Here is a 21,978-nt window from a genome sequence, read left to right on the forward strand (position 1 = left end):
CGACATCCCCCTTTCTTATCCTCCTATATAAGACATTTCAATTTTCGGACGATTTTTCGCACTTTCTTCTGTCCGTTCATCTGAATATCGATCTTTTCTATCCTCCCATACATCTTGTATGGCTTTTAATAAATCATTATCCGAAAGGTTTTCCCTGAGAAGTTTCCTTAAATCCATTCCTTCTGTCGCAAACAAGCAAGTATAAAACTTTCCATCTGCTGAAATTCTTGCTCTCGTACAAGAAGAACAAAACGACTCAGAAACAGAGGTAATAAAACCAACCTCTACATCCGTTCCAACGTATCGATAGCGCTTCGCAACCTCACCAAAATAATGAGATTCAGCTGGTTCAATTGGATATACTTGATGAATCATATCGATCAATTCTTGTTTCGTAATAACTTGATCAAAATTCCATCCATTCGTACTGCCCACATCCATAAACTCAATAAATCTAAGTGAAATTCCTTGTTCTTTAAAATACGTAGCCACCGGAAGTACTTGATGATCGTTCATCCCTTTTTTTACAACCATATTTACCTTCACTTCAAGTCCTACTTCTTTCGCTGCCATAATTCCCTTTAGTACGGGTTTCGTATTAATATTCCGGCCATTAATTGTACGAAACACTTCATCATCTATCGCATCCAAACTAACATTTACTCGGTGTAATCCAGCTTCTTTCAACGCCTTCGCTTGCTTCGTTAAATGAATCGCATTTGTCGTTAATCCTATATCTACTAAACCATCAAGCTTTGCAAGACGTGCGATAAGTTTTGTTAAATCCTTACGGAGCAATGGCTCGCCACCAGTAAGTCTAATTTTCCGTACACCGATGCTAACAAATACTTTTGCTAATCGCTCGATTTCATCAAATGTCAGTAAAAACTCATCTTTCAAAAAAGCATAATCAGGCCCAAACACTTCTGCCGGCATACAATACGTACACCGAAAATTACAACGGTCAATGACAGAGATGCGCAAATCTTGAAGTGGGCGTCCGAAAAAATCTTTAACCTTTTCCTGCATCGCCACTCTCCCTTTCTGCCAAACTTATACCTATCTTCATTCTATTATAATATATTTTCGAACTGCGATGTTTTTGCTCAAACAAATAAAAAGCCTTGAAGCATAAAAGTTTCAAGGCTCCCCTCTTATTAACTTAAGCGAATAATTGTTAATACCGCTCCCGGTATAGTCATTGACAATGTCGCAGAAGTAAGTAAACCATTTAACTGTAAACTAACAGCTGCTCCCGCTGGAAGATTCGCAATCATCGTAGCACCAAAACTAGTTGTAGCTACTAACGGGGCATTAATAGTTCCTGATAAAGCTGATCCCTGTCATTCCAGTTGGCACTGGAGGAAAAGTAGGGCCGACAAGATCTGGCGATATTTTAAAATTGGAATTTATCAACTTTTGTATTTTTTGTTTTCCATCATTTCCACCACCCTCAAAAGCAAACTACAGCTACAAAATATGTTCTATATAAAGTGAAACTTTAATCAGTGGGGGTTTTGTTCATCCCCCACTGATTATCAGCCCTCACCAATCGGGCGTTTACGGGCAGCCCGACTCCCACCTAACTTCCTCGCATTCTCCGAATTTTGAGGTGGGAGTCTTACTGCCCGCAAATAGCGGGATAAAAATTCACCCTCCATTTGAATTGTATTTTCCAAAACCGTCTCCAATACTACTTTTAAAACAATTACTCCTATTTTTATGTAGTACAAGCTCTTCTTTCAAATAAAAACTCCCCTAATCTCTTAGGAGAGTCCTGCAACTGAATCTGTATTATCGGTATTTGGTGCTGCTTGCATAGTACTCGACGCATTTGCACCTTGACCCGTATTTGTTCCTGTTAGAGTGCCAGCAGGAGTACCTCTCGTATATGTCGTCGTCACACTATCTCCCGGTTGTAAACAAAGATTCGTCTCAGTTCCGATTATCGTAACAACATCAATACAAGTTGGTCCCGTTGAGCCACTATACGTTTTTGAAGCAGTAAACGAAGTATCTCTCAAATTATCACCCGTAAATATATTCCCAGTATTATTAACAATAATAAACTCTTTAATATGCGCAGGCATAATTACACTCTACCTTTCCTTTACGAACCTAGCGTACGTGTACTCGTCGCTAATGGCGGAATAAACACCGATGTTACAGGCACAACAGCTGCCATACGTTTTCCATTTAAAAATGTCGCCGCGCTAGAACCACCCGCACCTGTATATATTTTTGCTACAGCGAAAGGTTCTAAATTATAACAGTCACCTACATTAACAGCCCCTGTATTATTTATAATTTTTACTTTACGCATGTTAATACTCATTCATCTCAACCTCCCTTTCGTATACTGTATGCAAAATAAAAAAAACTTGAAACAGATACGTTCCAAGTTTTTACAAGCTAATTATTTAGTTTCACCTTCGTATTGAAGCATACCGCCAACCATATTCACTGTTTTAAATCCTTGCTCATTTAAATAATGGCATACATTTTCACTACGCATTCCCGAACGACAAATAAAGATATATTCATTCTCTTTCTCAAAGAAATCTACTTTATTTGGGATATCGCCCATTTTAATATGTACAGCTTCCGGGATTTTCCCTGCTGCTACTTCTTCATCTTCTCTTACATCTACTAAAAATAATGTTTCTCCATTTTCTAGACGTTCTTGCACTTCTTCTGTAGTAATTGTTTTTACTTCTGTCATATGTCGTTCCTCCTTATATACAATAAAACTTTCAGTTTCTTCTTTAAATAAACAGCTCTCATCAATTTTAGCATGCAATGGAATGAACGCAAAGAATGGAAAATTTATTCTTTACAAACATAACTCGCGCATTGTATCCTCAATATACTTGTTTGATGAAAGGAGTCGACTAAAATGACACTTTTTCTTTTCATTATGGGCAGCATTTTCTTAGTTTCTGCAGTTATTGCTCTTAGTATGAAAAATAATAAAAAGATAAAATCCCCTCAAGAAATGTCATTTTTATTTTTATTACTTAGTATAGCTTTCTTTGGTTTATCAATTGCTACATATCTTTTCCGTCTACAAATCATGTAAAAAAAGGTGCCTCCTACAAACAATGCACCTTTTTCACATCATGTATTTCCTACACAAAACTAGATACTTTCCGATTTAAAAACTCATAAACTTTCTTTTCAAACAAATGAATATCTAATACCCCAGCCATATGCCCATTTATACTTTCAATTTCATACACTTCTGCATACTTCCCCTGTGTTTGCAAAATATCTACCATTTTATAATTGGAACGAGTCGGCTGAAGTAAATCTTGTTTGCACGGGATCATGAGTACATTCGCTTCTATGTTAGAAAGAGCCTCTTCTAAAGAAGCAAATCCATGCGCAATATCATGTAATAAGACTGCTTTCGCAGTGTACATCCATGAATTCGCATCTACTAAATCTATACTTTTGCATGTTACTTTATTTATTTCTTTCTCAAATGATGTTAATGTAGAAAATTTTTGATAAGGTGCTATTTCTATACTATTACGTGGAAATGCCGTTTCATAAAACTGTTCATCAAACGCATTAATAAACATCATTCTATTCGCTAAATGAAGCCCCTTCATTGGCTGCTCCTCTCCATACTTTCCGCCTTTCCAATTTGGATCTAACTGAATTGCTTCAATCGCATTTTGCGCTACATTTACCGACGTTATAATTGGATTTTGAGGATTCGTAATAACTCCAATCATTCGCTCTACCATATGAGGATAGTGAACAGCCCATTGTTGTGCAATCATTCCTCCTGCAGATGGCCCCATTACAGCATACAATCTAGTAATACCCATATCTTTTATTAGTTCATATTGCATACGCGCTACATCTAAAAACGTAAACACCGGAAAATCCATCACATACTCAAAACCCGTCATCGGATCTATCGATTTTGGTCCTGTTGTAATGACATACGGGTTCTTCACCTGTACATTGCAAAGGTTATCAGTACATATTACAAAATATTTATTTGTATCAATTGCTTTCTCAGGTCCAATTAATCCATCCCACCAACCAGACTCTTCATCATGCTCTGTATATTTTCCCGCTGCGTGACTTGTTGCACTAAAATAATGGCAAACCAAAATCGCATTTGACCTTTCTCTATTTAAAGTACCGTAAGTCTCATATCCCATTTGAACAGGAATTTCCCTACCATTTTCAAATGTAAATTCTTTCAAAACAAACTTTTCCTTTTTTACAATTTGCACAGACTCACCTTCTTCCTGTCATATTATGAACTTCTTTATTAAAGGTTTTTTTCTACGCAAACCAATCTCCTCCTGCTTTTCATAAATAAATGAATAAGATACAAAATTAGCCACAAAATAGCACTATATTACAAAATCAAAGAGGGCATACATATGATTTGGAATTGGTTACGTAAGAAAAAAAACTCAAATACAGCAGATACAAAAGAGACAGATGACTCGAAACAACAACCTAACGATCAAGAGAACACTAACACAAAGCAGACTAGAAGCATGAAACATAGCAAAGATAAGAATAGCCAGCAAAAAAAGACGGAACAAATTGAGGAACCTTCTAAGCAACAGGATTCTTCTCAAAGCAAACAACAAGGTTCTAAACAAGGCCATTCTTCTCAAAGCAAACAACAAGGTTCTAAACAAGGCCATTCTTCTCAGAATAAACAACAAGATGCTAAACAAGGCGACTCTTCTCAGAACAAACAGCAGGATACTAAACAAAACGACTCTTCTCAAAATAAACAGCAGGATACTAAACAAAACGGGTCTTCTCAAAATAAACAGCAGGATACTAAACAAAACGGGTCTTCTCAAAATAAACAGCCGGATACTAAACAAAACGGGTCTTTTCAAAATAAACAGCCGGATACTAAACAAAACGGGTCTTCTCAAAATAAACAGCCGGATACTAAACAAAACGGGTCTTCTCAAAATAAACAGCAGGATACTAAGCAAAACGATCCTTCTCAAAATAAACAACAGGATACTAAACAAGACCATCCTTCTCAACACAAGCAACAGGATACTAAACAAAACGAGCCTTCTCAAAACAAACAACAGGATACTAAACAAAACGACTCTTCTCAAAATAAACAGCAAGATACTAAACAAAACGATCCTTCTCAAAATAAACAGCAGGATACTAAGCAAAACAAGTCTTCTCAAAATAGACAGCAAGATACTAAACAAGGCGACTCTTCTCAACACAAACAGCAAGATACTAAACAAGGCGACTCTTCTCAACACAAACAGCAAAATGCTGGAAACAACAGTATTTATGACTTTAGCAAACCAAAACAAGACCATATTCATTCTCTGCAAGATTTAATAGAGAAGCTAAAAAAGTCTAGTGACTTTATTAATTACCATACATCTGACGATGAAACGATGCCTTATTGGATTTCTTACTATCGTCCTTCACTTGATGGGGAGAAATTACAAAAATATTTAATGCCTACTCTGTTAGAACGACCTTGTACTTCATTAGAAGAATTAAAAGAACATATTCCGATGAGTGGTATTACAATTACGAACGACTTACAAAAAATTGAGGATATGGTTTTAAAGGGACATGCGATTATTCAATTGAACCAGCAAGATCAAAAATGTATGCTTGCAAACATTGCAATTGATAATTATCGTGCGCCAACTCCTCCTTTAAATGAATCGACTGTTATTGGTCCTCAAGAAGGTTTCGTAGAGGATATTGATACAAACATTAATTTAGTACGAAAGCGTCTTCCAGTTTTAGATTTACAAACAAAAGAGATGATTATCGGAGAGTTTTCAAAAACAAAGGTTGTCATGATGTATTTAGAAAACCTTGCTGAAAAAGATAATGTAGATTTTCTAGAAGAATCCTTACGCGCTCTTGAATATGACCAAATTAACGATAGTGCTTATATACAAGAATTAATGGGTGAAAAGTCAATTTTCCCTCTCTATATAAATACAGAACGCACTGATAGAGTCACAAAAGCACTTATTGATGGGAAAATTGCTATTTTCGTTGATGGTTCTCCAAGTGTCTTATTAACACCTGTATCATATTTCGATTTTTTCGTTTCACCTGAAGACTATAACGTATCTTGGCTATACGCGACATTTTCAAGGATTTTACGCCTTATCGCCGTTCTATTCTCAATTTGTGCCACACCGTTATACGTTGCAATTTTGAATTATCATTATGAATTAATTCCAAGTGACTTACTTGAAACATTGATTTTATCAAGAGCACAAGTGCCATTTCCACCCTTAATCGAAGCACTCTTTTTAGAACTCGCTATCGACTTATTAAGAGAGGCCGGTGCCAGATTACCAATGAAAGTTGGTCAAACACTTGGTATTGTAGGTGGTATCGTAATCGGGCAAGCATCTGTACAAGCTGGTTTAACGAGTAATATTTTATTAATTATTGTTGCCTTATCAGCGTTAGCTTCCTTTATTACGCCCATTTATAAAATGGGTAACGCCGTTCGTTTACTACGTTTCCCATTTCTCGCATTTGCAGAAATAGGTGGTCTATTTGGTATATCTCTTGGGTTTCTCTTGTTATTTACCCATCTGTTTAGGCTTACTTCTTTACGTAAGCCGTACGCACTGTTTTATCCAACTAGGCAACAATCCTTTAAAGATTCTTGGATTCGTTTTCCATTGACAATGATTGATACACGAGATGTTCAAGCAAGGCCACAACATGTAAAAAAATCAGCAAAAGGGATTTCAACAAAACATAGATCGGACTTTGATGATTAAGGAATGAGGTGCATTTGATGAGTAAAGTTCAAGAAAAATATCAAATATCTCCTGTCTTTGTTTTCTTCTTAATTCACAGTGCACAGTTCGGTGCTGGCGTTCTTGGATTCGCTCGAATTATTGCAAAAGCCGCTGGATACGACGGCTGGATGGGGGTTGTAATCACAGGAATCTGTATCCATATTCTTATATGGATGATGTATTTCTTATTAAAAGAAACAAACGGGAATTTAATTGATTTACAACGACAAACGTTTGGAAAATGGCTCGGAAACGGTGTTAATCTCATCTTTATAGCCTATTTTTTAACTGTTAGTATTTCAGTCATTCGAACATACGTTGAAATTATTCAAGTATGGATGTTTCCTACCGCTTCAACTTTTATGTTAACACTCTTTTTATGCCTAGTTAGCTATTACATTATTTCTTCTGGTTTTCGCGTAATTACTGGCATTTGTGTCATCTCTATTGGTGGTACACTCGGATACCTATTTCTTAGCCTTTTCGTTTTGAAATACTCACATTGGACGAATTTACTACCTGTGTTCACACATTCTTTTTCAGATATTGTAAAAGCGGCTCGTCTTTCAGTATATACCATGACAGGGTTTGAGATTTATCTCATGATTTACCCATTTGTGAAAAACCCTAAGAAATCTCATAAATTCGCTCAATTCGGAGCACTGTTTTCAAATCTTCTATATTTATTTAGTACCCTCTTAGCCTTTGCGTTTTTTAGTGAAAAACAATTGTCAAAAACAATATGGTCACAACTTTCCATGACTCAGGTAATCCAATTACCATTCATAGAAAGGCTAGAATATCTTGCTATTTCAGCTTATATACTCGTAATTATTACGAGTTCCATCCTTCCTTTATGGGCAGCAACGAGAGGAACACATGAAATATTTCGCGTAAAACAAAGAGGGGTTTTAATTGCTTTCATGCTTATTACCCTCATTGTTTCACAGCTTTTAACGAACAGACATGATATTAATGATTTTACTAGTAACGCATCAAAGGTTAGTTTTTGGCTTATATACATATACATCCCAATCTTATTTATTATTGTGTGGGTGAAAAGAAAATGGAAAAAATCAAAAGAAACTTAATGCTTCTTTCTTGTATCAGCGTCCTTAGTCTAACTGGTTGCTTACAAAAGAATATTATTGATGATGTAAATCTCATTCAAGGGACTGTTTTTGATACAGCAAAAGATAATAAAGTAAAAGTCACATTCGTTTGTCCTATACAGAAAAAAGGTAATAAAGTTCAAGTCTTCGAAGGAGTAGGAAACGCAGTAAAACAAGTAAAAGCGGATACTTCTTTAGAATCCTCTCAACCGTTTGCAAGTGGACAAATGCGTGTTGCTTTATTTACTACAAGAATTGCTAAAAAAGGGTTATCAACTTCCTTTGACACATTAATTCGTGATGTGAACATCGGGAACTCAATGTATGTCGGTATATTAGAAGGAACTGGGATGGACTTACTAAAAGGTAAATATACAACATCATCTAACGTTGCCATTTATATAAAGAAAATGTTAGAACATAATATGCAAACAGGCCCTTTACCTACTGACAATCTACATTTAGGAGCCTATCGATATTATCGTGAGGGGCAAGATTCCTATTTACCAATCCTCAAAAAAGATAAAGATAAAATAAGAATTACTGGTATCGGACTTTTAAAAAGAGACAAATATGTTGGTAAAATTAGTTATCATGATATGTTTGTCTTTAAAGACTTATTGGAAAAACACCGATTAGATTCACATGAATTTAAAGCAAACTCCGGATACACAATCATTAATAACATTCGGTCCGTCCCAACTTACCAAATAAATATAAAAAACGGGAAACCATCATTTTTTATACACGTCAAACTAGAAGCGCGTATTCAAGAACTATCTAAACCATTCAACTTAGAAAATAAAAAGAATACACAAAAAATAGAAAAATCAGTCAAAAAACAATTAGATGCAACAGCTAATAAACTAATTAAACAGTTTAAATCTTTAAATGTGGATCCACTCGGCCTTGGTGCAAAATACAAAGAACATTATCGCTCATTCAAATTAGAAGAGTGGCGAAGAATGTATAAAGATGTTCCAATTAAAGTGAAATACACTGTCAACATTACAAATTCTGGTGTAATTGAATGATAATGATTGAACTCCTCTCTCCGGCATGATACAACGGAGAGAGGAGTTTTTTATTACCAAATATAGAGAGAAAAGATATTCACGGGGGAGCTTATGTCTAAAAAATTAGTAAAACCTATTTTAAACGGTATTTTATTTCTCGGCGTCTTTTTATTTGCTCATACATACTTAAAAAATGTTTCTTTCACACGTTATTTACTTGTCATTATACCGATGCTACTCATCGGAATATTTAGTATCGATCTTATTTTATCCATTTTAATAAAAAAAGAAGAATAACGAGCGAACATCTTATTTCTCATAAGATGTTCTTTTTATTTAATAACTACCTTATGTTACAATAAACTTCGGCATAACGTAAGAAAGGATGAAACAACATGACAAACGAAAAAGGTTTAGATAAAGGATACGAACTTGTTGCGAAAATGCATGAAGTATTCGGACATCCTGTGACAAGTACTCCAACAAAATTAACAGAAGAGCGTGCAAAAATCCGTGCTAGCTTTATGCAAGAAGAGTTAGAAGAATTTCTAGAAGCAACAACTGTCGAAGATCAATACGATGCACTTATTGACCTTATTTACTTTGCATTCGGAACGTTTGCAGAAATGGGCGTACGTCCAGATAAAGGATTTGAAATTGTAAACAATGCCAACATGGCAAAACTATTCCCTGATGGAAAGCCTCGATTCCGCGAAGGCGATGGCAAAATTTTAAAACCAGAAGGATGGCAAGCACCGGAACCACAACTTCGTGCTGAAATCGAACGCCAGCGTCAAGAGGCGGAAAAAAACTGCTAGGATCTCCTAGCAGTTTTTTATTATGTCTTTTTTCACCGATATATTTTTCACGCAATTCATTAATGATCCGCGCGTCCTGCTGCTCCCGCTCCCGTTCCAACTCCACCGGTCCAAGGCTGTTGTTGCTGCTGATATTGTTGTTGCTGGTGTTGCTGTTGACCGTGGTGTTGCTGTTGACCGTGGTGTTGATGCTGGCCGTGGTGTTGATGCTGGCCGTGATGTTGATGCTGGCCGTGGTGTTGATGCTGGCCGTGGTGTTGAACTTGGTGAGTTTGATAATGGACAGCCTGTGGATGAACTTGGTGATGGCCTTGGTGATGTACTTGTTGCTGATGTTGGCCGTGGTGTTGCTGTTGGCCGTGGTGGTGATGTTGACCATGGTGATGATGTTGACCGTGGTGACCATGATGATGAGCTTGATGAGTTTGATAATGGACAGCCTGCGGATGCATTTGGTGGTGTCCGTGGTGATGTACTTGTTGTTGATGATGGCCATGGTGACCGTGGTGCTGATGTTGGCCGTGATGACCATGGTGGCCTTGATGATGTTGTTGACCGTGATGAACATGATGGCCTTGATGATGTTGTTGACCGTGATGACCATGGTGTACATGATGTACATGATGGTCATGAACAGCTTGCGGATAACCACCTACTCCTCCTGCCACAACACCTACTCCCGGTACAGGGGATCCTGTTTGTACGCCTCCAACGAAAGATGGAAATGTAGTTGGCATACCTACAGGCACTCCTCCTTGTGTACCTCCTACTAATGTCGGGATTCCTGTTTGCGCTCCAGCCACTGATGTCGGAAATCCTCCTGTTAATGTTGGCATTCCTGTTTGCATACCAGCCACTGATGCCGGCATTCCTCCTGTTAATGTTGGCATTCCAGTTGGCATTCCAGCCATTGATGCCGGCATTCCTCCTGTTAATGTTGGCATTCCAGTTGGCATTCCAGCCATTGATGCTGGAATTCCTCCAGCTGCTCCACCCATCCAGCTCGGCATTCCACCGTATCCTTGTTGCCCTGCTCCACCCATTAACATCATTTGTGCATAACTGTCCGATTCGCCTCCGAAGAAGCCATGCGGTGCATTATTATCCATCCCTTTCATTCCTTTCACCTCTTCTACTCAATTTAGCCTACCTTTTTTATCATATTTCCTATAGAAGAATAGGTGTTTGTCTGTATAGGAATTCCGCACCTTTTTCTTCGCTCTTCATTCATGATAGGATTAATTGACTGATTATTCTTTCCTTATAAAAAAAAGGGGGCATTTCCATTGGAGAACGTAACAAAAGCTTCAATCAACGATTTAGACTCAATCGTACATATAGATATCGAAATAATCGGAGACGATAGTAGAAGAAATTATATTAAACACACTATTAATGAAGGACAATGCATAATTGTAAAAGAGGGCAATTCCATTTCCGGTTTTCTAACATACGATACAAATTTTTTTGGTTATACTTTCCTCTCATTAATAATTGTTTCGCCAACTAAAAGAAGAAAAGGTCATGCAAGCTCATTAATCTCATATATGTTAAGCCATTCTCCTACTCAAAAAATATTTTCATCAACGAACAAATCTAATGAAAATATGCAAAAAGTTTTTCAAGCGAACGGATTTATACGTAGTGGAATGATCGAAAACTTAGATGAAGGTGATCCAGAGTTTATTTTCTACACAAAAAAGCTCAGAGCATAAACGCTCTGAGCTTTTATTTAAAATTAATTAGTTTGCAACAACGTTAACAAGCTTTCCAGGAACTACAATTACCTTACGAACTGTTTTCCCTTCGATTTGTTCTTTAATTGCCTCAAGTGCAAGTTGTTCCATTTCTTCTTTTGATGCGTCTTTGTTCATTGTTAATTTCGCACGAACTTTACCCATAATTTGAACAACGATTTCTACTTCGTCTTCTACAAGTTTAGACTCATCAAATGTTGGCCAGCTTGCATATGTGATTGTTTCATTGTATCCAAGTTTGCTCCATAGTTCTTCCCCGATATGAGGTGCAACTGGTGCAATCATTTTTACGAAACCTTCTACATATTCTTTCGGAAGTGTCTCAGCTTTGTATGCATCGTTGATGAATACCATCATTTGAGAAATTGCTGTGTTGAAGCGAAGCTCTGCATAGTCTTCTGTTACTTTCTTCACTGTTTGGTGGTAAGCTTTTTCAAGCTCTTTGTTTGGTGCATCAGTAATTTTCTCACTTAATTCACCGTTATCTTGAACGAATAGACGCCATACGCGATCTAAGAAACGACGAGCTCCGTCAAGACCATTTTCAGACCAAGCGATTGAAGCATCTAATGGTCCCATGAACATTTCGTATAGACGAAGTGTATCTGCACCATGGCTTGCTACGATATCATCAGGGTTTACAACGTTACCTTTTGATTTACTCATTTTCTCGTTGTTTTCACCTAAGATCATACCTTGGTTGAATAATTGTTGGAATGGCTCTTTCGTTGGAACCACACCGATATCGTATAATACTTTATGCCAGAAACGAGCATATAGTAAGTGAAGTACAGCATGCTCTGCACCACCGATATAAATATCAACTGGAAGCCATTGTTTTACTTTTTCAGGATCTACAAGTGCTTCGCTGTTGTTTGGATCGATGTAACGTAGGTAGTACCAGCAGCTACCAGCCCATTGTGGCATTGTGTTTGTTTCACGACGACCTTTTTTACCAGTTTCAGGATCAACAACATTTACCCACTCGTCAATGTTTGCAAGTGGTGATTCACCTGTACCAGATGGACGGATGTTTTCTGTTTTCGGAAGAACTAGTGGTAATTCTTCTTCTTTCACAGCTGTCATTGTACCATCTTCCCAATGGATTACTGGAATTGGCTCGCCCCAGTAACGTTGACGACTAAATAACCAGTCACGTAGACGGTACGTTACTTTTTGATTTCCTGCGCTTGTTACTTCAAGCCATTCAATCATTTTTACAATTGCTTCTTCTTTATTTAACCCGTCAAGGAATGCTGAGTTTACGTGAGCGCCATCACCTGTATATGCTTCTTTCGAAATGTCTCCACCTTTTACAACTTCCTTCATCGGAAGGTTGAACGTTGATGCGAATTCATAATCACGCTCATCATGAGCTGGAACTGCCATTACAGCACCTGTTCCGTAAGTTGCAAGAACATAGTCAGCGATCCAGATTGGTAATTTCTCACCATTTACTGGGTTAACTGCATAAGCACCAGTGAATACACCTGTTTTCTCTTTCGCAAGTTCTGTACGCTCTAGGTCACTCTTCATTTTTACAGAATTAATGTAAGCTTCTACAGCTTCTTTTTGCTCTGCTGTTGTAATGTCAGCAACAAGTGCATGCTCTGGAGCAAGTACACAGTAGCTTGCGCCAAATAGTGTATCAGGACGCGTTGTGAAAACTGTGAATTTCTCATCTGTACCATCGATGTTGAAGTGTACTTCTGCACCCTCAGAACGACCGATCCAGTTACGTTGCATGTCTTTTAAGCTTTCTGGCCAATCAAGCTCATCTAGATCTTCTAATAGACGATCTCCGTAAGCTGTAATTTTTAACATCCACTGTCTCATCGGACGACGCTCAACTGGATGTCCACCGCGCTCGCTCTTACCGTCAATTATTTCTTCGTTTGCAAGTACTGTACCAAGTGCTGGGCACCAGTTTACAGGTACTTCATCAACGTAAGCTAAGCCTTTTTCAAATAGTTTTAAGAAGATCCATTGTGTCCACTTGTAGTAGTTTGGATCTGTTGTATTTACTTCACGGTCCCAATCGTAAGAGAAACCTAATGATTTAATTTGATTACGGAACGTATTAATATTAAGCTCTGTAAATTCTGCCGGGCTGTTTCCAGTATCAAGTGCATATTGCTCTGCTGGAAGACCGAATGCATCCCATCCCATTGGGTGAAGAACGTTATACCCTTGCATACGCTTCATACGAGATAAAATATCTGTCGCTGTATAACCTTCTGGATGTCCTACGTGTAAGCCTGCACCTGATGGATATGGGAACATATCTAGTGCATAAAATTTTGGTTTTTCTGTCTCATCTGGCGTACGGAATGTTTTATTCTCTTCCCAGTACCCTTGCCACTTCTTCTCAATTTCTTGATGATTAAAGCTCATGAGATACCCTCCTTGAAATTTTATTTATTTTCACCGCCCAAAATACAAAAAACCTCTCATCCCTAGAAAGGGACGAGAGGTTATAGATTCCCGCGGTACCACCCTAAATTAATGTAAAAATATACATTCGCTTAGATCCGTAACGTGGATTAACGGCAATTGCTACTATTAGTTTCACAACTGCAACTCAAAGGCGAGTTCATAACGAAACGTGGATTGACTTGCACCGACCGTCAACTCTCTAAACCAGCTTCTATTACTACTACTCCTTCTCACTGTTATTACAAGTATGAGTTAATTAAATATATTCTAAAACATGTTACATGTTCCGTCAAACTAAACTGCAATTTTTTCTTCAACTGTTTCTTCTACTTTTACTCGTTTATCATAAATGCTCGTTGCAATAAGCGCTACTACAAGCATTACCATGATCGCTATAAACAATACTTCCATATTGTATAAATCAACAATTGCCCCACCAACGACCGGTCCGAACATTTTACCTACAGTCGCCGCGCTATTTACAACACCTTGATAAAACCCTAATTTATCTTTCGGTGCAAGTATATTTGCAATGGTCGGAACTGCCGGCCATACGAATAATTCACCAATCGTTAATGTCACCATCGCAACGAGGAACATCGTAAATTGCTGCGCTTGACTTAACACAATGAATGACGCCGCAAAAATGACGATTCCAATCATAATTTGTTGTTTTAAAGAACGCTTCATCCAGCGAATTAGCATACTCACAAGAGGCTGCGCACAAACAATCATCGCTCCGTTTATCGTCCATAATAAACTATAGTGACGAAGGCTAATATTTAATTCCTGCATATGTGTTGCAATCGCTCCTTGCCACTGTACGTATGTAACCCAGCATAAAGCATATGCTACACATACAATAAGAAGTGCTTTGAAGCCTGGTGTAAGTGACCAACCTTTTTTCGTTTCGATTTCCTTTTGCACTCCTGGCTCTTTTTTGTCTTCCATACCACGGAATCCAATAAAAGCAATTAAGAAGAAAACAAAGTATAAAATAAAGTTCGCTAAGAAAATATAATCAAAACGATAAGACGCAACTAAACCACCACACGCTGTTCCGATTGCAATACCAACGTTTTGTCCAACATACATCGCATTAAACGCTCGTCTTCCGCCTTCTGGCCAAACCGTACCAACCATCGCATACATCGATGGGAAGACCATTCCAGAGCCAAAGCCGATTAACGCTAGCCACACGACATATAACGGCCATCCATGGAAGAACACAAGACCTAAAATCGATACGAGTGTAATAACAATCCCTACTAAAGTTGATTTATAACCGCCCCATTTATCAAATAAAACACCGCCGAGCAAGTTTCCGATTACACCAGTAAGTGAGTTAATCATTAATACCATTCCGGCCACAGATAAAGATTTCCCTAGATGATCATGCAAATAAATTGTATTAAAAGGCCATAAAAAAGAAGCACCCGTGACATTAATAATCATCCCAGCTACTAATAGCCATACTTTCCTTGGCATAGTCTCCCCTCCTATTCTATTTTTTCGTTCATATATATAACATTAAAATTGTAGTCGTTTTTAAATAGGATGGCAACTGATTAATAGTTGATGAAATTCAGATAATAGGACGTTAGTATATGAAATTATATCGATTGCTCCTTAAAATATATCAGCGATTTTTTAAATATATCGACCGCAACTCGAAATATATCGACGATTTTCCAATTATATCGATTTACCGACAAAAAGCGACAGCGGTAACAATCTATATAAAATAAAAGGAGGTTGTATTAAGTTTATACAATCTCCTCTTATTTTAGATTATCCAACTTCTTTTTTACGTTTTGCACTTTCTTTAGAGCTCCATTTAAATATTTTGTCCAATAGAGAGTATATTCTCCCAGATTCCTTCGTCAATAAAGGTCCTAACGATGCCAATATTAAAACATATAAGGCTGAGAATGGTTTGATAGTTGTCATTAAGCCACCAGCAATTCCAATATTCGCGACAATAATGGAGAATTCTCCGCGAGATACGAGGGTTAATCCAATATTCGTGGAAGCCTTATGCGATAAACCCGCTTTACGTCCGGCAATCATTCCAGCTGTAAAATTACCAATGACAGTTATGAGTACTGCTCCTAACGTTAACCAAACAGCCCCACCTAATGAAAACGGATCTATACTTAAACCGAAGCTGAAGAAGAATATAGCTCCAAAGAAATCACGAAACGGGACGACGAGATGCTCAATTCGATCACTGTGCTCTGTTTCAGAAAAAACGAGTCCTAATAATAAGGCTCCAATTGCTTCAGCAACATGAATTGTCTCTGAGAATCCTGCTACAAAGAATAAAATGGCGAATATTACGATAATAAAGATTTCATTAGACGAAATATCTAATACTTTATTTAGGAAGCGTGTGGCTTTTCTAGCAATTACAAAGAATAGTAACATATATCCTAATGCAATTAAGACAGATGTAAGGGCACCTACAAATGAAGTCGCCCCTCCAAGAACTAGACCTGAAACGACTGATAAATATGCCGCTAAAAAGATATCATCAAACATAATGATTCCTAAAATTAGCTCTGTTTCTTTATTACCAGCTCTTCTTAAATCAACAATTACTTTTGCAACAATTGCACTTGATGAAATTGTAATAATCCCAGCAATAATTAATGTTTCTAATAGAGGAAAGCCCATTACATATCCGTAGAGTAAACCTAATGTGAAATTAAGTGATATATGAACAGTGCCTCCAATAGCAATGGACTTTCCTGATTTTATGAGTTTTTTCATTGAGAATTCTAAGCCTAAGTAGAATAGGAGGAATATGACGCCGACACGGCCGAGGAAGGATATTACTTCTCCGCTTTCAATAAACCTTAAATCGATAAGTCCTAAATCTGGGGCGTGTGGCCCCACTAACATACCGAGTATAATGAGAAACGGAATAATCGAAAACTTTAACTTTGCAGCAAGGATAGCTGCAAAAGCCACTAATACTAACGCAGTTCCAACTTCAAAGATTAAAGTATCCATCGATTATGAATCACCCCCTGCTGAAAGTAACTCTTTAATGATTCTTTTCACTTCATGCCTTTCACCCGATAATACGAGCATATCACCAGCATCAATAATAGAATCTGGGCCTGGATTTAAAAATTTCTTCATATTCTTTTTCAAAATAGCAATGATTGTTACGTTATACGTTTTTCGAACATGTAAGCTACCAATTGTTTTTGCAATTACAGGTGCATTATTTTCCACCTTAAACCATTCAATTGATAATCCTTCAAAAGCCATTTCAATCGTGTCTAAAGCTTGTGGTCTATAAACCATTCCACCTAATATAGCAGCAATTTGTCTCGCTTCAGAATCTTGAAGAGAAATGCTTGAAATACTCTCATCATGATTAGCATCAAAATGATACATTTCCCTTCTTCCATCATCGTGAATAACAATAACCATTTTTTCATTGCCTTTTGTTATAACTTCAAATTTACATCCGATGCCCGGTAGTTCACTCTCTCTAATATTCATATTCCCGCCTCCTAAAGTTTTTTAGTTACGGCTCTTCCCTTTTACAAATCTACATCAATCTCCGTTTTAAACTTTTCATCTTTCGAGATCCCTAAATACTTTAACGTTTCTGACGGAGTCGCGTGATGAAAATGTTTTTGCAGAAGCGCAATTGCTATTCCTCTTTTATATGCATGAAATCCAAATGTTTTTCGCATTGAGTTCGTTCCAATCTTACCAAGTATTCCGACCGCTTCCGCTGCACGATGGATAACACGATACGCTTGTTGGCGCGAAATTGAATTTGTTGTTTTATTAGATTGAAATACGTAGTTCTCTCTTTGAATAGCAAAAGATTGCACATAATTCGAAAGCGCTTCTTTTACCTTTGGATTTAAATAAATATCTTGTTTAAATTTTTCATCTTTCACAGGAAGAGAATAAAAGTCTTTAACAGTTCCATCTTCATTTAATACATCTTCAAATTTAATGTTCAGTAGTTCTGTAATTTTTAATCCAGTGTTAATTCCAATAACGAATAAAAGATAATCTCGCTGCGAGTGCTCTTTTAAATATTCTTTCATAGCCTGAATTTGCTCTATATCTTTTAACGCCTCTACAACTTCCATACATGTATTCTCCTCATCTTTATGAACGGTAATTTTCTCATTATGTTGTCCATTTTACCTTATCATGCTATGAGATTTCCATGTATTATCCATTATTTTCACAATATACTGCTGTGGTCTCGACAATTTTTCATTTGGAAATTTACGATTGTACAAATACGGTGTGGTTAGAAAAGAAATGGGGGATAAAAGTTCAGCTTCTTTCTACAAATCGGATTCCTCCTTTCATTTTCCAGCTGATGATACTCTTATATTATGTTACTTATTTATATTATATTATATATTTTAGTAACATTAAAGTGTTTTTTCTGAAAATAATAAAAACCGAGCAGCTTCGCTCGGTTTTTTATTAGTCTTCTTTCGGAAGAACAATTCCTTTATACAATTGAACTGTTATGAAGTAATAAATCGTGTAAATGACTACGAAAATTACGATTGGTAACCAAATACGGAAGTACGGATCGATTAAAATAAATCCGAAAATATTCATACCAACTAATACGTGAGCGATACCCACAATTGCTGGGAATAAGAATACTAAGAACAACTCTTTATAAATTGATTTCGTTAATAATTCACGGCGCACACCGATTTTACGAAGCATTTGATAACGCGTAATATCTTTTGATGCACCAGAAAGAATTTTAAACATTAAACAACTTGCCATCATTGCTAAGAAAGCAATTCCAAGGAAGAATCCCATAAACACTGTTCCGCTCGCAACGCCGTAGAGCATATCATACATTTGATATTTACTATTCATTTGTTCAGCTTTTATATTTTTATATTTAACTAGCTGCAACTCGTCAATTTTTTTCCATTCTTTTGTGTATGCTACGAAATCGTCTGTTTTTCCAGTAAATACGATTCCTTCTTTGCCATTTACAGTATCGTACATTTTTTGATCTACAATTTTAATTGCACGATTTTCGTATATATAATATGGTTGGATCGTGTCAAATGCAGACGCCCATTCTTCAGGCATTACTTTTTCATTTTGATTCTGCTCTGTGCTCGCTCCTGCTACCGCAACTGTACCTACTGGAGCCTCTCCTGGAACTTCTTTAAATTTACCGAAACTCTCTTTACCTACACCATCTCGAATAAATGGTTTTTGTTTCTCTAGATCTTCTTTTACATAATAAACATACTTATCGTCTACCTTATAACGATATTCAGCTTTATTTTTAAATGATATACCATCTAAAATTTTCTTCTCTTCAGCTGTAGGATTATGAACAACTGAATCATAAATTTCAAATCCATCAACCATTTTTATAACGTTATTTTTAAACGCCATACCACCTGAAATTGCACCCGCTCCAAGAGCAACTAACATCGCTACCGTCGCAAGCACCTTTGTTAAGCTATTAATACGGAAGTTTAATTGTGCAAATGTAAAAGCATTAAGGCCTTTTTCACTACGTTTTTTATTACTCTTTAACTTTTTAATAATAACCGGGAGAAGCGATCCAAATAGCATGTAAGTACCAGCTGTTGTTGTAATTAATGCAATAAGGATTCCCATCTCTCTTAGTTTTTCCATATAAATCATTGATGCATAGCCAATTCCTAATAAAATAACCGCAAGAATTGCAACTAAACCTGTCATTTTTCCTTTTACCGCAACACGTTCTGTTTGTGCGTCTGCATGTACAAGTTGCAGTACAGAAATACGTGATAACTTAATACTGTTCATAATTGCTGATAATACAAATAGTGCAAAGAAGAAAATGCAAGTAACAGTCATAGATGGTAAATAAAATGCTTTATAGCCTTCACCAGCAAATTCTAATTGTTTCATTAATAACTGTCCGATACCCTCTGCAAGTCCTACACCAACTATAATACCAATCGCAAGAGACGCAGCACCTAATACGATTGTTTCAATAAACATAAGTAATGTAACTTTATGCTTTTTTGCTCCTAACATCATATACATACCAAACTCTTTTTGACGAAGAGATAGTAAGAAAGAGTTCGCATACAAAATATAGAAGAACGTTATAATAGCTAGTAAAAATGAACCTGCTTGGAATACAAATCCAATAGAACTAATAACAGAATTAGATTCAAGAAACGCTTTATTCAGCGCTAACGTTTGAAACATGTAAAAAATTGAAATAGACATAACAAGACCGACAAGTAAGACAATATAATCTTTTAGCTTACTTTTCAGCCCTGACATGGAAAGTTTAAATAACATGCCTGAACCTCCTTTCTTACGCTTTTTGTGTGCCTAAGTCTGCAAGCACATCTAAAATTTCTTTATAAAACTCTTCACGCGTACCACCACGGTGAATTTCTTTATATAGCTCACCATCTTGAATGAATAAAATACGTTGACAGTAACTTGCACTATATGGATCGTGAGTAACCATCATAATAGATACGCCTTGTTCTTCATTTAAGTTTGTCATCGCATCAAGTAAACTTGCTGCATTTTTAGAATCAAGAGCTCCTGTTGGCTCGTCCCCTAAAATAATTGCCGGCTCATGCACAAGTGCACGTGCTGCTGCTGAACGCTGTTTTTGTCCACCAGATACTTCAGATGGATACTTTTGAAGAATTTCCGAAATCCCTAACATATCCGCTACCTTTTCTACTTTCGGGCCAATATTACGTGATGAAACACCTTGAAGGGAAAGTGGAAGTGCAATGTTTTCATAAATAGATAAGTTCTCTAATAAGTTAAAATCTTGGAAGATGAATCCTAATTTTTGCGAACGGAAATCAGAAAGCTCACCTTGCTTCATTTTCGTAATGTCCGTACCCGCAATTTCAACAACGCCGCCTGTCGCTTTATCTAACGTTGAAATTACATTTAATAATGTCGTTTTACCAGAACCAGATGGTCCCATAATACCAACAAACTCACCCTCTTGAATTGAGAATGATACACCTTTTAACGCATGCGATTGGTTCTCGCCTTTTTTACCGTACACTTTTTGAACGTTTTTCACGTCTACAACTGGTTTCGTCATATATATCCTCCTACGCTTGTTTTTCCATTACCTATTTTGCACCTTTTGGAGGTGAACTGCTATTTGTTAACATTACATTTACCTTACACTTTTGTAAGAAAAAAAACTGAGCGTGTAAGCTCAGTTTTTTATCCTTTTAAAACAAATTCATTTCCTTCATTAACGATTTTTAAAATATATCGATTTACCGACAAAAACTAACCTAATAAAGTGAAACTTTTATCAGTGGTTTTTTTGTTCATCCCCCACTGATTATTAGCCCACACCAATCGGGCTTTTACGGGTAGCCCGACTCCCACCTAACTACCTCACATTCGCCGAATTTTGAGGTAGGAGTCTTACTGCCCGCAAATAGCGGGGCAAAATAAAACCAGGTCATACTGCGACCTGGTTTACTCTGATTGTTTTGATTTTTGAGGCTGTCCTTTTTTACTGTTACGTTGTTTCACCTGAACAATCGGATCAAGTTCATTTGAAAACTCAGCGTTATGTCCATTTTGCGTTTTTTGCTCTGGGTTATTTTGATCTGAACGTTTCGCCATTACATTCACTCCTTATTAGTGCGGTGTAATAATCATTTGATGTTGCAATTGGCGAATTGCCATACGTGCTCTATTTAACTGCTCACGTTGCTCATCATTCGCATGTTGCTGCATCGTTTGTAAGTCATTATATGCTTGTTCTAATTGCAACTGAGCATCCGAATACTCCATCGTATTGTAATGCTCTTGTCTCATACCAAGATCTAATTGTTCTTTCGCATATTCCACTGCTTGTTCAGCTTGTGTAATATACGATTCAAGTGATTGACGCTCTGCCATACTTGTCCCTCCTTGCTTCAATTCTCCTTTAGTGTGTCCCTTCCATATGAACCTTATGAGTATGTTATAATGGATTTTGTTTCATTTTGACTCGTCTTAGGAGG

At 36.9% G+C, this 21,978-nt stretch carries 22 protein-coding genes, 2 pseudogenes and 1 other annotated feature; of the genes and pseudogenes, 7 read left to right on the top strand and 17 right to left on the bottom strand.

Features of this window, described 5'->3' with window-relative positions; genetic code table 11:
• Nucleotides 1–15 precede the first annotated feature (15 nt).
• From moaA to ACTFQM_RS18495, 6 genes and pseudogenes are all read right to left on the bottom strand, one after another.
• Nucleotides 16–1,029 (bottom strand): GTP 3',8-cyclase MoaA, encoded by a 1,014-nt coding sequence (gene moaA, locus ACTFQM_RS18470; protein ID WP_025151470.1) that lies wholly within the window; start codon nt 1,027–1,029, stop codon nt 16–18.
• A gap of 128 nt (nt 1,030–1,157) precedes the next feature.
• Nucleotides 1,158–1,340: pseudogene (locus ACTFQM_RS18475) on the bottom strand (BclA C-terminal domain-containing protein); the annotation flags it as partial.
• Nucleotides 1,336–1,425: pseudogene (locus ACTFQM_RS18480) on the bottom strand (exosporium leader peptide-containing protein); the annotation flags it as partial. The pseudogenes ACTFQM_RS18480 and ACTFQM_RS18475, both read right to left, overlap by 5 nt.
• 341 nt (nt 1,426–1,766) lie before the next feature.
• Nucleotides 1,767–2,090: a hypothetical protein gene (locus tag ACTFQM_RS18485; protein WP_328046910.1), complete on the bottom strand. Its 324-nt coding sequence runs from the start codon at nt 2,088–2,090 to the stop codon at nt 1,767–1,769.
• A gap of 20 nt (nt 2,091–2,110) precedes the next feature.
• On the bottom strand, nt 2,111–2,335 hold the full coding sequence (locus tag ACTFQM_RS18490) for a spore germination protein (RefSeq protein ID WP_440035556.1): 225 nt from the start codon (nt 2,333–2,335) through the stop codon (nt 2,111–2,113).
• 81 nt (nt 2,336–2,416) lie between these two features.
• Nucleotides 2,417–2,722: a rhodanese-like domain-containing protein gene (locus ACTFQM_RS18495; RefSeq protein ID WP_000141214.1), complete on the bottom strand. Its 306-nt coding sequence runs from the start codon at nt 2,720–2,722 to the stop codon at nt 2,417–2,419.
• A 174-nt stretch (nt 2,723–2,896) separates the two neighbouring features.
• Between ACTFQM_RS18495 and ACTFQM_RS18500 the strand changes: the two genes are divergently transcribed.
• Nucleotides 2,897–3,079 (top strand): hypothetical protein, encoded by a 183-nt coding sequence (locus tag ACTFQM_RS18500; RefSeq protein WP_098308088.1) that lies wholly within the window; start codon nt 2,897–2,899, stop codon nt 3,077–3,079.
• Nucleotides 3,080–3,128: 49 nt separating this feature from the next.
• Here the strand turns inward: ACTFQM_RS18500 and ACTFQM_RS18505 are convergent, their stop codons facing one another.
• Nucleotides 3,129–4,253, bottom strand: a complete 1,125-nt coding sequence (locus tag ACTFQM_RS18505) for an alpha/beta fold hydrolase (RefSeq protein WP_440035560.1) — start codon at nt 4,251–4,253, stop codon at nt 3,129–3,131.
• A 153-nt stretch (nt 4,254–4,406) separates the two neighbouring features.
• On the opposite strand from ACTFQM_RS18505, the gene ACTFQM_RS18510 reads away from it, so the two are divergent.
• The 5 genes from ACTFQM_RS18510 to ACTFQM_RS18530 all read left to right on the top strand — a co-directional run bounded on the left by ACTFQM_RS18510 (nt 4,407) and on the right by ACTFQM_RS18530 (nt 9,752).
• Nucleotides 4,407–6,785 (top strand): spore germination protein, encoded by a 2,379-nt coding sequence (locus ACTFQM_RS18510; protein ID WP_440035562.1) that lies wholly within the window; start codon nt 4,407–4,409, stop codon nt 6,783–6,785.
• 17 nt (nt 6,786–6,802) lie between these two features.
• Entirely contained in the window at nt 6,803–7,897 is a 1,095-nt protein-coding gene (locus ACTFQM_RS18515; protein WP_440035564.1) for a spore germination protein, read from the top strand.
• Nucleotides 7,873–8,952 carry a Ger(x)C family spore germination protein gene (locus tag ACTFQM_RS18520; protein WP_440035566.1) on the top strand — a complete coding sequence of 360 codons (1,080 nt, stop codon included), beginning with the start codon at nt 7,873–7,875 and terminating at the stop codon, nt 8,950–8,952. The genes ACTFQM_RS18515 and ACTFQM_RS18520 overlap by 25 nt, the downstream gene beginning before the upstream one ends.
• 93 nt (nt 8,953–9,045) lie before the next feature.
• Nucleotides 9,046–9,231: a hypothetical protein gene (locus tag ACTFQM_RS18525; protein ID WP_002173856.1), complete on the top strand. Its 186-nt coding sequence runs from the start codon at nt 9,046–9,048 to the stop codon at nt 9,229–9,231.
• A 98-nt stretch (nt 9,232–9,329) separates the two neighbouring features.
• Nucleotides 9,330–9,752, top strand: coding sequence for a hypothetical protein (locus tag ACTFQM_RS18530; RefSeq protein WP_002173857.1), 423 nt, complete (start codon nt 9,330–9,332; stop codon nt 9,750–9,752).
• 59 nt (nt 9,753–9,811) lie between these two features.
• Here the strand turns inward: ACTFQM_RS18530 and ACTFQM_RS18535 are convergent, their stop codons facing one another.
• Nucleotides 9,812–10,870: a VrrB protein gene (locus ACTFQM_RS18535; protein WP_440035569.1), complete on the bottom strand. Its 1,059-nt coding sequence runs from the start codon at nt 10,868–10,870 to the stop codon at nt 9,812–9,814.
• 168 nt (nt 10,871–11,038) lie between these two features.
• Between ACTFQM_RS18535 and ACTFQM_RS18540 the strand changes: the two genes are divergently transcribed.
• Nucleotides 11,039–11,467: a GNAT family N-acetyltransferase gene (locus ACTFQM_RS18540; protein ID WP_440035572.1), complete on the top strand. Its 429-nt coding sequence runs from the start codon at nt 11,039–11,041 to the stop codon at nt 11,465–11,467.
• Nucleotides 11,468–11,494: 27 nt separating this feature from the next.
• Here the strand turns inward: ACTFQM_RS18540 and leuS are convergent, their stop codons facing one another.
• The 9 genes from leuS to ACTFQM_RS18585 all read right to left on the bottom strand — a co-directional run bounded on the left by leuS (nt 11,495) and on the right by ACTFQM_RS18585 (nt 21,874).
• On the bottom strand, nt 11,495–13,903 hold the full coding sequence (leuS, locus tag ACTFQM_RS18545) for a leucine--tRNA ligase (RefSeq protein WP_440035573.1): 2,409 nt from the start codon (nt 13,901–13,903) through the stop codon (nt 11,495–11,497).
• 65 nt (nt 13,904–13,968) lie between these two features.
• Nucleotides 13,969–14,188 (bottom strand) — a binding site (T-box leader).
• 51 nt (nt 14,189–14,239) lie between these two features.
• Nucleotides 14,240–15,433 carry an MDR family MFS transporter gene (locus ACTFQM_RS18550; RefSeq protein ID WP_025148914.1) on the bottom strand — a complete coding sequence of 398 codons (1,194 nt, stop codon included), beginning with the start codon at nt 15,431–15,433 and terminating at the stop codon, nt 14,240–14,242.
• Between the two features lie 303 nt (nt 15,434–15,736).
• Nucleotides 15,737–16,960 (bottom strand): cation:proton antiporter, encoded by a 1,224-nt coding sequence (locus tag ACTFQM_RS18555; protein WP_440035575.1) that lies wholly within the window; start codon nt 16,958–16,960, stop codon nt 15,737–15,739.
• Nucleotides 16,961–16,963: 3 nt separating this feature from the next.
• Complete coding sequence (locus tag ACTFQM_RS18560; RefSeq protein ID WP_440035578.1) at nt 16,964–17,461, bottom strand: cation:proton antiporter regulatory subunit; 498 nt, start codon at nt 17,459–17,461, stop codon at nt 16,964–16,966.
• A gap of 41 nt (nt 17,462–17,502) precedes the next feature.
• Nucleotides 17,503–18,069 carry a tyrosine-type recombinase/integrase gene (locus ACTFQM_RS18565; protein WP_440035580.1) on the bottom strand — a complete coding sequence of 189 codons (567 nt, stop codon included), beginning with the start codon at nt 18,067–18,069 and terminating at the stop codon, nt 17,503–17,505.
• Nucleotides 18,070–18,418: 349 nt separating this feature from the next.
• Nucleotides 18,419–20,275, bottom strand: a complete 1,857-nt coding sequence (locus ACTFQM_RS18570) for an FtsX-like permease family protein (protein ID WP_440035582.1) — start codon at nt 20,273–20,275, stop codon at nt 18,419–18,421.
• Between the two features lie 16 nt (nt 20,276–20,291).
• Nucleotides 20,292–21,053, bottom strand: a complete 762-nt coding sequence (locus tag ACTFQM_RS18575; RefSeq protein ID WP_440035584.1) for an ABC transporter ATP-binding protein — start codon at nt 21,051–21,053, stop codon at nt 20,292–20,294.
• Between the two features lie 392 nt (nt 21,054–21,445).
• Nucleotides 21,446–21,595: a hypothetical protein gene (locus tag ACTFQM_RS18580; RefSeq protein WP_001129340.1), complete on the bottom strand. Its 150-nt coding sequence runs from the start codon at nt 21,593–21,595 to the stop codon at nt 21,446–21,448.
• A gap of 15 nt (nt 21,596–21,610) precedes the next feature.
• Nucleotides 21,611–21,874 carry a YtzC family protein gene (locus ACTFQM_RS18585; RefSeq protein WP_000840865.1) on the bottom strand — a complete coding sequence of 88 codons (264 nt, stop codon included), beginning with the start codon at nt 21,872–21,874 and terminating at the stop codon, nt 21,611–21,613.
• Between the last annotated feature and the right edge of the window lie 104 nt (nt 21,875–21,978).

Origin of the sequence: Bacillus cereus group sp. MYBK30-2 (assembly GCF_051915945.1) — a bacterium.
GTDB classification, from domain to species: domain Bacteria; phylum Bacillota; class Bacilli; order Bacillales; family Bacillaceae_G; genus Bacillus_A; species Bacillus_A paramycoides.